Consider the following 11,677-nt stretch of genomic DNA (forward strand, 5'->3'; position numbering starts at 1 on the left):
CAAAGAAAGTTAATGGAAAGAGTGATGCCCGCGCCGCATCTGGTCAACCCGTGTCACCTTAATACGAAAGGGTTGGCCGGGCCGGGGCCATAGTCCATCCAGACCGATTTCGTCTCAAGATAGTCGTGAATCGCATCTTGACCGCTTTCGCGCCCGATCCCGGATGATCCAAACCCGCCAAACGGCGCCATATAGGAAACCGCCCGGTAACAATTGGTCCAGATATTGCCCGCCCGAAGCCGTCGCGCAGCGCGAAACATCCGGCCCTGATCCTGGGTCCAGACGCCTGCGGCGAGGCCAAATTCCGTGTCATTCGCGATATGAAAAGCCTCTTCCTCGTCTGTAAACTTGATGACCGAAAGCACAGGACCAAAGACCTCTTGCTGGGCGATTTGCATGTCATTGGTGACATTGGTGAACACGGTGGGTTCGATGAACCGCCCCTGCCCTGCTTCGGGTCGCGTCGACGCGCCTCCGCCCATCACGCAAGTCGCGCCTTCATCGGTTGCGGCCTTAATACACGACAGAATGCGCTCGAACTGCGGTGCGGTCGTCACCGGCCCGACTTGGGTGTTCGGATCCATCGGATCCCCCAACCGCGCCGGCCGTGCAAGATCAAGGAACGCTTCCATAAACGCGTCATGCACATCCTCGTGGACGATAACCCGGCTCCCGGCGATGCATGTCTGACCAGAGGCGGCAAAGATGCCCGAAACCACGCCGCGCGCCGCCGCTTCCATGTCCACGTCAGGAAAGATCAGCTGCGCCGACTTCCCGCCAAGCTCAAGCGTCATCCGTTTGAATGTGCCCATCGCCGCCCGTGCAATATGGCGCCCGGTGCCATCGCCGCCCGTAAAGGCAATTTTATGCACGTCGCGATGCTCGGTCAGCGGCACGCCAACCTCTGCACCATACCCGGTGATCGCGTTGACTACGCCCGGCGGGAACCCTGCCTCTTCTACCGCGCGACAAAACTCAAGTGTCGACGCCGAGGTGAACTCGGACGGTTTCAACACCACAGTGCACCCGGCAGCCAACGCCGGCGCCAACTTCCATGCGGTAAGCAGTAATGGCGAGTTCCAAGGCGTGATCGCCGCGACAACGCCAACAGGAACATGCGTCGTATAGGTGAACATATCCGGCTTATCGATCGGTAGAACGGCGCCCTCCACCTTGTCGGCAAGACCGCCAAAATACCGATACCAAGCAGGGATATACCCTGTCTGACCACGCATCTCAGCAATCAGCTTACCGTTGTCCAAAACCTCAATCTGGGCAAGGTGATCCGCATCACGCTCAAGAATTTCAGAGAGCCGCACCAGCAAGCGCCCCCGCTCGCTTGGATGCATCTCCGCCCACGCGCCTTGGTCTAAAGCGCGGTTCGCGGCGGCCACTGCGCGGTTCACATCCTCGACGCCACAACGTGGAATGCGCGCCCATGTTTTGCCAGTGTACGGATCGTCGCTTTCAAGCGTTTCACCGCTCAAAGCCTGCACCCACTGACCGTCAATGTAGCAATCAAAGCTGCGGATTTCGCTTGGTCGTTCAAAGCCCATTTTGCGCTCCATTTCATTCATTTCGGTGATGCTAGGACCACGTCACCTAAAGGTGATGACCTGCCGAATAGACTTGCCAGCATGGAGCCGATCAAAGCCTTCGTTAATTTCTTCCAGCTGGATTTTCTCGCTCATCAACCGATCAACGGGCAGTCGCCCCTGCTCGTGAAGCCCCATGAAACGCGGGATATCCCGGCTTGGAACGCCCGAGCCAAGATAGCTGCCCTTCAGCGTCCGCTCCTCACCAGTCAGGCTAAGTGCCGGAAGCTCAAGGACAGCCGCCGGGTTTGGCAGTCCTGCCGTAACCGTGGTGCCGCCACGCCGCGTCCCGTCATACGCAAACCTCAGGGCATGAACATTACCGGTGAAATCCATCGCACAATCGGCGCCGCCCTGTGTCACCTCCCGAAGCTCTTCTAAAGCGGACTCTTGCGAGCTATTGATCGCGTGGGTCGCACCCAGCTCTTTGGCTAGCGTGAGCTTGTCGTCGAGAATATCAACCGCAACGATGGTTTGCGACCCGGCAGCCCGCGCCGCCATCACCGCAGAAAGCCCAACACCGCCAAGCCCAACCACAACGGTCGAGCCTCCGGGTTTGACATCGCCCGTGTTGAACACAGCGCCCGCACCTGTCAGCACCGCACAGCCCATCAATGCCGCAATCTCCAGCGGCAACTTGGGATCAATCCGCACCAGTGAGTTCTGCGAAACCACCGCGTAACTTGCAAAACAGGACACACCGGTCATGTGATGAAGCACCTCACCGTCCCTCTTGAGCCGCGTTCCGCCCCCAATCAATTCTCCGCGCCCGTTCGCTGCGGCCCCCGGTTCGCACAGCGCCGGGCGACCATTGCGACACGGCCCGCAATGACCGCAAGACGGGACAAAAACACTGACAACATGATCGCCGGGCTCGAAACGCTCCACATCCGGGCCAACCGCGCGCACGATACCCGCGCTTTCGTGTCCCATTACCATGGGAACCTGCCGAGGACGGTCGCCATTCACCACAGAAAGGTCCGAATGACAAAGCCCCGCCGCCGCAATTTCAACCAGAACTTCGCCGTCTCTTGGACCTTCGAGATCAACCTCACACACCGTGATCGGTCGCGTCTCCGCATAGGGGCCTTCCCGGCCAATTTCTTCCAATACTGCCGCTTTGATTTTCATGCTTTTCTCTCTCCCAAACGGTCCTTCGCTCAGCGCATTCGATGCGCTTGGCTCAGTGAACGGCCGCGTACATGATCTCTTCTTCTGACGCCTCTTCGATCGAGAACTCTTCAACTATGCGTCCCAATCGCGCGACCAGAACCCTGTCAGACAAGCTCAGAATTTCAGGCAAATAAGATGAGATCATCACCACCGGAAGACCCGCATCCGCCAAGTCATTGATGACATCGTGGATCTCGGCAATCGCCCCGACATCCACACCCCGCGTCGGCTCGTCCAGAATGATAAGCTTCGGTTTCTGCGCCAATGCCTTGGCCAAAACCACCTTTTGCTGGTTGCCACCAGAAAGCTCGATCACCTTCGCATCGGTCTCGATGGATTTGATGTTCAGCCGCCCGGTCCAGTGTTTGGCCAGTTCCTTCATCTCGCTGTAGCTGACAATCGACGACTTCTGCAGTTCGGCCCCGACAAGGCCGGAATAGATGTTTTGCGCGATGGATTTCGTTTCAAAAAACCCTTCAAGCTTTCGATCTTCGGTCACATAGACAATGCCATCCCGAATTGCCGGGCGCGGCACACGATAGCGCACATTCTTGCCTTCGTGGCGCACCTCGCCCCCATGGAAAAAGTCACGCTTTACCACGCCCGAGATGATCTTGAACGTCTCGGTCCGCCCGGAACCGATCAACCCGAAAACACCCGTAACCTGGCCTGAGAACACAGAAAAAGAAGTGTTTCTCACAATCTGGCCCATCGAAAGGTTTTGCGCCGACAATACCCGTTTCCCGGCGGGACGCGCCTTGCGCGTGCCTTTGCCTTCCGCATGGATCGTCGAGGACAACTGCCGCCCAACCATATGGCCGACGATGCTGTCACGATCAAACTGTGACACACTGTCGGTGATGACATGCCGCCCGTCCCGCAAAATAGTAATCCGGTCCGAAATCTGAAGCGCCTCTTCCAGAGCGTGAGAAATGAAAATGATCGACACCCCCTGCGCCTTGAGCCGCTTTATCAGACCGAAAAAGTGGTATTTCTCTTCAGGCGTCAGCGTCGCGGTTGGCTCATCAAAAATGATAACTTTTGCCTCATGCCGCACCGCGCGGGCGATCTCGACCATCTGTTTCTTGGCCGCACCAAGTGTCGAAACCAACGCGGTCGGATCGACATCGAAACTCAGCGATTGCAGGAATTGCTGCGCTGAAATGTAAAGACCACGAAGCCGGTTAAGCTTCTTCTCGTTCCCCAGCACAAGGTTCTGCGCCACCGTCAAAGACGGCACCAAAGACGTTTCTTGAAACACCATCGCAATACCAGCTTCCAGCGCCTCTTGCGGCGAGGTGAAATTCACGTCTTTGCCCTGATAACGCACGCTGCCGGATGTCGGCACATGCACGCCTGCGATCATTTTGGTCAGCGTTGATTTGCCGGCGCCGTTTTCGCCCAAGAGCGAATGGATTTCTCCCGGAGCAAGCGAGAAAGTCACCTTGGAAATTGCAGGGTTCCCGTGGAATTCCTTTGTGACATCTGTAAGTTCTACAACAGGGACAGTCATGCCGCGCCTCCCACATCCGTCGCGCTCGTCGACAGGACTTCGCCATTGCCTTGCACCGCCATCCAAAGCTCACCGTTGATATCAAGCGCGCCGGTAATCCCGTGTCGCTGCCCACCGGCGCGACTGTGCATGCTTTCTTGCGGTACGAAATTTGCGTCCAGAGCCACGATCAACCCATAAGACAACGTCGGCGCCCAAGGCTTGAGAACTCCCATCTGTTTGAGCGCACCACCCTGCATCGGTTCGCGGTAATTCTCGCCAGATGACAACTTCGGCGCCACCCAGAGCTCCGGTTCGATTTCTGCAAGCATTGCACGGCGGTAATCCGGCTCTCGCAGGACAAATTCAATCAGCGGACTGCGCGGTGCAAAAATGCAGAGCCACCAACCGCCAGAGGCGCGACGGGTCAAACGCCCCGGATAACCGGGGACCTCATCCAACAGCACGCGCCCCTTGCCGCCACCATTTGCGTCAAACTCGATCAGCTGCGAAAGCCACGCCTCGGCCACCACGATCGCACCGCTACGCCGCACGGCGATCCCTGCGGGCCATCCCAATCCGGTCTTGGTGACGTCCACCTGCCCGCCCGGCAACACCCGCCCAAGCGTTCCACTCCGGTTCAACTCCATCAGGTCGCGCCGCCACTCAGCAGGCGGCAACTGCGTCGATCCGGTGGCAAACCAAAGCGTCCCATCGGGGGCAAACGCCAATGCTGTGGTATGCGTGATATCCGCCGAAAGCGCGGGCGTCACATCGCCACCGCTCGCGTCGAAGAATGTCAAACCCTTGGCAGATGCAATCGCCAGAATATTCTCGCTCGCCGCAATCGCCGTGATTGGCTCTTCAATGGCAAGGATCTCTCCCGCCGCGCTCATCACTTGGCAGCCATCGCTCCAAACCACTCCACCTTGCCAAAGCGCCATGTCATCTGGCGCGTTGGCCGAAATCCCCGCAGGCAGCTCTTCCAACCTGTTGTTGGGTTTTAGCCCGCCATCAAGCGGCGGCACCGTAACTGCGGCCTCTCCCCTGCCTAGAAAACGGTCAAGCGCAGGTATCCGAAACATCCGGCTCATGTTTTCGCCCCCCAATAGCTTTGATACCCGGTCCAGCTTTGATCCCGCTCAGGAAGCTTGATCCGCCCTACGCGGTTGTTGGTAATACCGCCCAGATAGAGCCAGCCCTTGTGTTCGCGCATCGAGGTGATCATCGGGTGATTGACGGCTTTGCGGTCCCAAAGGCTTTCATGGATCGTGCCAGCGTCATCGAAACGGGCAACACAGCCGATATTGAGGTTGGGATAAAGCCACTGATCCGCTGCAATCCTCCGCGCCATCCGCTTGCGGAAACCCGGCTTGGACAACGCAAGGTCAAGCGCTGGCGTGCGCATCCCCATCAACGCAACCCAATAGGATCCATCAGACGCGCGGTTGATATTGTCAGGATACCCCGGAAGACGATCAACAACGATTTCCTTGGTGCCCTTCTTGGGGCCTTCAAGCCAATAGCGGTTGATACGACACCCCCAGCTTTCGGCAAACAAAATGGACTTTCCGTCATGGCTTGCGCAGACACCATTCGGAAATACCAAGTTCTTGATTACTGTGCGCGTCTGTCCGGTTTCAGGGTCGTGGCAAATGATCCGCCCATTTCCCCGGCTCTCCAAAGCATCCACAGGCCAGTCGTGCATCTCGTAACGCACAGTCGCCTCAGAGAAATAAATCTTGCCGTCGGGCGCAATATCAAGATCATCGGCAAGCCGCAGGCGGCTGTCGTCGACGATAGAAAACAGCGACCGATTGGTTTCATCGGTGACCTTCTCGACGCTGCGGTCCGATTTGCAAACCTTGTAAAGCCCCATGCCTCCGACACAGACAAGAAGGTTCTGGTCACGATCAAACGCCATCCCCAAAGGCGACCCGCCGATATGCGCGTAAACCTCGTGCTTGGTATAATCCGGCGGGAAATACCGGATGATATCCCCATGACGATTGCCAGAATAAAGAAAGTCATCATCGTCAAGAATGACATCCTCAGGGCTTTCAACCTCGCCTTCCGCAATCACTTCGACGGCGCTCAACCGGTCGTTCAGCGCAAGAGCGCCATCTTCGGTGGAACGTGGCTCCGGCATTTCAACAAGCGTCGGCGAGACATAGACCTTGGACAAAAGCTTGTGCCGGTTCTTCATCCAACGCACATCGACAAAGACAGCAAACAGAAGCGCAAGACCCAGAACCATCGGCCCCGAGCCTGAGTTAAGCCCCAGTCGCAACACCCCGTTCGTGAGGACCAGCACAGTCACCGCGCCCATCAGCGCCTTAGCCACCGAGCCACGGCCTCCCCCAAGCGAGTTGCCCCCGAGGATCGCCGCAGTCAACGCAGAAACCTCAAGCCCGATACCCGTATCCGACCCCGCCCCAGAAAGCCGCGCGGCATAGAGCACACCCGCCATTCCGACAAGCATCCCCGACATCACATAGGCCGAACATACGATCCGCCGGACCGGCAGACCCATGTTGTAGGCCGAGCGTCTTGAGCCTCCAATCGCCAGTAGTCGCCACCCCGGGCCAGAGCGTGAAAACGCGATATGAGCGACGATGGCGACAATCGCGACCACGACAAAGCTAAACGGAAAAATCCATACACCGCCAAGGCCCATCGCATCCCAAAGCGGCGAAGAGTAGAAACTCATCGACATCTGTTGTGCATAGGCAAGCAGCAACAGATCGACGATGGCGCGCACGATAATCAGCGTCACCAGAGTGGTCAAAAAGGCCCGCAGCCGCAGATAGCCAACAAGCACCCCATTCACCAATCCAACAGTGCCGCAAATCAGAACAACCAAGAGCGCAGCAAGCCCGACAGGCAAATCCAAGACGTTCAAGAAATAGAGCATCATGAAGTTGCCCAAGGCAAAATTCGACCCAACAGAGAGGTCAATGCCGCCGACGAGAATAACAATCGTCATGCCCAGAACAACAAGCGCGAGTTCGCCATATTGGCGCGCCAAAATTGAAATGTTGCTTCCGGTAAAGAAATTCGAGAGCAGCGACCCCATGACGGCAATCACTGCCAGCATGATGACAAATGGAATTGCGTTATCAATCCAGTTTTTCGAAAGCATCTCGCCAATAGCGTGGTCAGGAAACCAGCGATAGCGCGCTTTCTGAGCAGATTTCATCAGCGTCACGAAAGACCCCTCCCGGGAGACAGAAATTTGTATTCAGAGGTTATGCGGCAGCGCGAGATGGCATTCACCCCGCACTGCCTTGGTGGCTGGATTTAGCGCAAGCGTTTAGCGTAAATCTCAGGATCCCAGCACGAGGCTTTGTCGACGTTTTCTTTCGTCATTGGCCAAGCAGGCGAGAAAATCTGCGTCTTGGTCTTGCCGCCGCCACCGTTTTGAAGCGAGATCATGATCGCCGTCCATGCGTCGCGGCCCATACCGGGTGCGTCATAGTTATAGACCACGTCAAATGTGTCATCGCGGATCAGGTCACAGGTCGATTTTGCGCCACCCCCTGAGGTGATAACGCTCACGCTATCGGCCAATCCAGCTTGCTTTACAGCTGCGCCAGTGCCGATGGCCTGCCCATCCCACATGTCCAAAATGGCGCAAAGGTCCGGATGTTGTTGAAGCACCGTTTCCGTTATCGCCCGTGCCTTGGACGCGTCCCAGTCCGCGGCTTGGCTCGACACGATCTGAATGTCGTCGCGGTCTTTCAGAACCTCCATGATGCCTTGCACCTGAAAATAGCTCACACCGCCGGTCAGAACGCCTTGCACGATCGAAATCTTGTGGGACGTATCGGTGCCCGCACCGCATTTCTCAATCGCTAGGTTCGCGATCTGGCGGCCAAGGCCAACATAATCGGGACCAACGTAGGCATCGGTTTGCACAGCACCCTGCATGTTCATCTGGATAACTGTGATCCCCTTCCGGTTCGCCTGCATCAGCAACCGGGCCAGAGATTGGGTGTCAGGGTTTTGCGTCACGATAACATCCGGCCCTTCCGCGATCAGGCTGGTCATCCCTTGGCTCATCGCATCGGTGACCCAGTTCGGATCCTGGATCGTAAAGCGCATGCCGTATTTTTCGGCTTCTTCTTTGACCACTCCACCCCAGGCCTGAGCAAGGTCAAACCCCGCCGAAATCGGCAAGTAAGCCACCCATTTTCCTTCGAGAGTGCTCAGCGCGGGCCCGCGGAACGGGTCACTTGGGTCTTGCGCAGCCGCGGGCAGTGCCGCCACGCTGCCGAGAGCGGCCAAAGCAACTGCCTTGATGCAATTTGAAAGTTTCATGTTGTCTCCTCCGTTGATGAAATTTCTTAGTTTTGGTTTTTCGTTAAACATCCGAACACAAATGCAAAACGGCACTCCTCCCGCCGCTTTTGTTCAGATATCGCCTTGCTGTCCGGTCTGTTCGTCGCGCGGATTCAGAACGCTGTCGGCAATGATCGCCATCAGCAAAATCACTGACTTAATGACATTCTGGATCGTGTATTGGATGTCCATAATGGTCATGCCGTTCACCAACACACCGATCAAAAGAGTGCCGACAATCACATTGCGCACCGTGCCGCGTCCGCCTGAAAGGCTAACCCCTCCCAACACGACAATCAGGATCACGTCATAAATCATGTTGGAATTGGCGATCCGGGTGTTCATCGACTGCACCGCCGTGGCGGTAATAAGCCCGGCCACAAACGCGGCTGACCCCGACAGCATATATTGTAGAACAATCGTCGGGCGCACTGCGATCCCGGTCACACGCGCCGCCATGATGTTGTCGCCGATGTTATACGTGTTGAACCCGTGCTTTGAAAATTTCAGGAACGCCCACACAAGCAACGCGAATAGCGCAGCAAGCAGAACCGGAATTGGGATGCCCCAGAGTCGGCCCTGACCGATATGCGTCGCCCAACCAAAGCTGGCCGGCAAATAGACAACATCCGTCCCGGTAATCAGGTTCGCGCGTCCGAAACCATAGATAAAGCTCGCCATTGCCAGCGTCGCAAAAATGGCTGGGATCTCGGCATAAGCAACAAGAACACCCGTGATAAAGCTCATCGCAAGCGCAAAGCCAAAGCCTATGGCAAGCGCCAGACCAAGCTCGGTGCCCGTGGCCACCAACTGGATCGTCCAAGCAACCGAAATTGCCATGGTGGCGATCATCGAAAGATCGATCCCACGACCGAGCACAACAACCAACATCCCGAAGCCGAGTATCCCCAGAACCGCAACGCTGCGCAAAAGGGCAAGAAGGTTATTCCCCGCCAGAAAGCCGTTCAACGTGACCGCAAAAACAGCGAACAACGCGAGCGTAATAAAGAAAACAATTCGTTCCTGTGTCAGCGCAGCGCGCCAGCCCAAAGGTTTCATTCGCAAGGCCTCCCCAACCCGGCTGATGACAGCATGAGCCGTCTTCATCACTATGGGGAAGGTTGCTGCCATTAAGATAATGCTGATTTCCTTATGCAGCTATAGGAAAAACTTATGGCTATGTTTTGGAATGAAAGCTGGCCGGCCTCGGTGGGCGCCCCGTTCACCGAGTTTGCTTCGACCCCAAGCGCAAGTTATGTCGCATACCACAACACGTTTATAACGCAGACGTTGGCAGGCGTTCTTTAGAGAGCTACCGGCGCCCTTCCGCTTCCAGCGAGTGGTCGCCCTTCGCGAGCGCGTTTTTTTACCGAACATACGATTGATGGCCGCCTGCCATCCTGAATAGAAAACGTTTGGACAATGCCATTCTTGGGTGACACACTTCCAATTCCTGGCTCACTTCACCTTTTCGGCTGACCGGCACTCCATCCGATCAGCCGCGAGGCTCTGGCTGGGCGAACCTCAGTAAGCGCCGTTCAAGAACTCAAGCGTAAGCGCAGCCGTTGAACGAGGGAAATCATGACCACTTTCAAGCCATTTCACGGCTCCGCTTGGCGATAGCTTTTGCTCCAGCATGTCGACAACATCTTTGGTGTAAAAGTGATCCTTGGACCCCGCAATCAACAGCATCGGCTTTCCCTGCAATCCCACAACATATTCAAATTGCGATATAAAATGGGTGCTTTGCCCTTTTGCAGGCAGCAGGAAAGGCATGCCAATGATAACAGATGCGTCAACCCTCTCATCAACCGAGGCCGCCAAAAACCCCGTCCACGCACCAAGCGAAAACCCGGCAATTGCGATGCGCTCCGCGTCGATTTCCTCAAATGTCTGAGCAACATCAATTGTGCGTCTTACATCGAGAACGGATTGCGAAATCATCTTACGCGCCGCTTCAAAATAGCTCTGCTCAAGGTAGGCATAGGGATTGGCAAAATCATGCGATTGCAAACGCGCACCATGGTTGCGCAGATCAATGGCCAAAACGGCAAACCCATTCTTAACAAGCGCTTCACGATGCGCCGCAGGGAATGAATATGGCCCATCATCTGTGCGCCACCACTGGTCAAGGGATTGGGTGATACCGTGAAGAAGAATGACCACAGGGCGTTTTCCGCCGCCGCCCTCCACGGTCAGGTATTCCATGCGACCAGAGATCATTTCGTTGTCAAAACCCTTAAACGTAAGGTCGACAACCCTTTTGCCATCGGACAAAACATCCGACTGTTTCTCAAGCGCCAAAGGCAGATTGGCATCCAATTCGTAGTAGGATCGCAGCACTTCAAAAGTGCTGTCCGCTTCGGCGGGCTGACTAACAGAGAACAGCATCAGGGTGGTAGCAAGAACCGGGGCAAACCTATTGAGGTTTAACATGGCTTATGTCCTTTCATTGATTGCGACACCTGAACGACGCTTGATGCAGCCGATTTGTGACGCTTGCCCCAGCCCCAAACCGGATGACCCGCTGAGCCACTCTGCGAAACTGGCAACCTGATCGGAGGCGACGAAAGATCAACGCTTCTGCGCAGTCACCTCAATCTCGACTTTCATTGCCGGATCAGCCAAATCGCAAACAATCAAAGTGGCCGCAGGCCGAACATCGACAAAAACGCTCCCGACGACTGCGAAAATGTTGTCAACATAATCGCGGCTGGTTGCATAATAAGTGGCCCGCACCACATCGTTAAGCGTGAAGCCCAGCTCTTCCAGCGCACGCTGAATTGTCTCGATTGTGTTTTGTGTCTGCTCGGTTACCGAAACAGGCATCTGCATGGTTTCATAGTCATACCCGGTGGTTCCGGCGACATGTGCAAACGCACCGCAGGCAATTGCGCGAGAATAGCCCGCCGTCTTCTCCATGGGCGAGCCGGTAAAAACGCGTTGTCTCATCTGTTTGTCCTTTTGATTTTCTGTTGAACAAAAGCATGACGAATGAGAAGTCACATCTGTGACACTGATAGCTGCGAATTTAAGTGCCCTGACAACGACAAGGCTTGATGGCTCAACGCCATGA

9 protein-coding genes are annotated in these 11,677 nt (G+C 56.0%); all 9 read right to left on the bottom strand.

Annotated features, from left to right (window positions below; genetic code table 11):
• Window positions 1-53: 53 nt before the first annotated feature.
• Window positions 54-1,556 carry an aldehyde dehydrogenase gene (locus N4R57_17535; protein UYV36772.1) on the bottom strand — a complete coding sequence of 501 codons (1,503 nt, stop codon included), beginning with the start codon at window positions 1,554-1,556 and terminating at the stop codon, window positions 54-56.
• A 42-nt stretch (window positions 1,557-1,598) separates the two neighbouring features.
• Entirely contained in the window at window positions 1,599-2,726 is a 1,128-nt protein-coding gene (locus N4R57_17540; GenBank protein ID UYV36773.1) for a zinc-dependent alcohol dehydrogenase family protein, read from the bottom strand.
• 52 nt (window positions 2,727-2,778) lie between these two features.
• Complete coding sequence (locus tag N4R57_17545; GenBank protein ID UYV36774.1) at window positions 2,779-4,281, bottom strand: sugar ABC transporter ATP-binding protein; 1,503 nt, start codon at window positions 4,279-4,281, stop codon at window positions 2,779-2,781.
• Window positions 4,278-5,354: a hypothetical protein gene (locus N4R57_17550; GenBank protein ID UYV36775.1), complete on the bottom strand. Its 1,077-nt coding sequence runs from the start codon at window positions 5,352-5,354 to the stop codon at window positions 4,278-4,280. Before N4R57_17550 ends, N4R57_17545 begins: the two co-directional genes overlap by 4 nt.
• Window positions 5,351-7,459 carry an SMP-30/gluconolactonase/LRE family protein gene (locus N4R57_17555; GenBank protein UYV39610.1) on the bottom strand — a complete coding sequence of 703 codons (2,109 nt, stop codon included), beginning with the start codon at window positions 7,457-7,459 and terminating at the stop codon, window positions 5,351-5,353. The genes N4R57_17550 and N4R57_17555 overlap by 4 nt, the downstream gene beginning before the upstream one ends.
• Before the next feature lie 101 nt (window positions 7,460-7,560).
• The gene (locus N4R57_17560) at window positions 7,561-8,580 is read right to left on the bottom strand and encodes a sugar ABC transporter substrate-binding protein (protein ID UYV36776.1); all 1,020 of its coding nucleotides are present in this window, start codon (window positions 8,578-8,580) and stop codon (window positions 7,561-7,563) included.
• A 93-nt stretch (window positions 8,581-8,673) separates the two neighbouring features.
• Window positions 8,674-9,660, bottom strand: a complete 987-nt coding sequence (locus tag N4R57_17565) for an ABC transporter permease (GenBank protein ID UYV36777.1) — start codon at window positions 9,658-9,660, stop codon at window positions 8,674-8,676.
• A gap of 465 nt (window positions 9,661-10,125) precedes the next feature.
• Window positions 10,126-11,037, bottom strand: coding sequence for an alpha/beta fold hydrolase (locus N4R57_17570; GenBank protein ID UYV36778.1), 912 nt, complete (start codon window positions 11,035-11,037; stop codon window positions 10,126-10,128).
• Window positions 11,038-11,175: 138 nt separating this feature from the next.
• Window positions 11,176-11,553 (bottom strand): RidA family protein, encoded by a 378-nt coding sequence (locus N4R57_17575; protein ID UYV36779.1) that lies wholly within the window; start codon window positions 11,551-11,553, stop codon window positions 11,176-11,178.
• Window positions 11,554-11,677 lie beyond the last annotated feature (124 nt).

Source organism: Rhodobacteraceae bacterium D3-12, from assembly GCA_025916135.1.
Taxonomy (GTDB): domain Bacteria; phylum Pseudomonadota; class Alphaproteobacteria; order Rhodobacterales; family Rhodobacteraceae; genus JAKGBX01.

Bases quoted from the DNA above. Each gene is read 5' to 3' on its own strand.
- N4R57_17560 (UYV36776.1), bottom strand. From the start codon at position 8,580: ATGAAACTTTCAAATTGCATCAAGGCAGTTGCTTTGGCCGCTCTCGGC.
- N4R57_17575 (UYV36779.1), bottom strand. From the start codon at position 11,553: ATGAGACAACGCGTTTTTACCGGCTCGCCCATGGAGAAGACGGCGGGC.
- N4R57_17570 (UYV36778.1), bottom strand. From the start codon at position 11,037: ATGTTAAACCTCAATAGGTTTGCCCCGGTTCTTGCTACCACCCTGATG.
- N4R57_17550 (UYV36775.1), bottom strand. From the start codon at position 5,354: ATGAGCCGGATGTTTCGGATACCTGCGCTTGACCGTTTTCTAGGCAGG.
- N4R57_17565 (UYV36777.1), bottom strand. From the start codon at position 9,660: ATGAAACCTTTGGGCTGGCGCGCTGCGCTGACACAGGAACGAATTGTT.
- N4R57_17540 (UYV36773.1), bottom strand. From the start codon at position 2,726: ATGAAAATCAAAGCGGCAGTATTGGAAGAAATTGGCCGGGAAGGCCCC.
- N4R57_17545 (UYV36774.1), bottom strand. From the start codon at position 4,281: ATGACTGTCCCTGTTGTAGAACTTACAGATGTCACAAAGGAATTCCAC.
- N4R57_17555 (UYV39610.1), bottom strand. From the start codon at position 7,459: ATGAAATCTGCTCAGAAAGCGCGCTATCGCTGGTTTCCTGACCACGCT.
- N4R57_17535 (UYV36772.1), bottom strand. From the start codon at position 1,556: ATGGGCTTTGAACGACCAAGCGAAATCCGCAGCTTTGATTGCTACATT.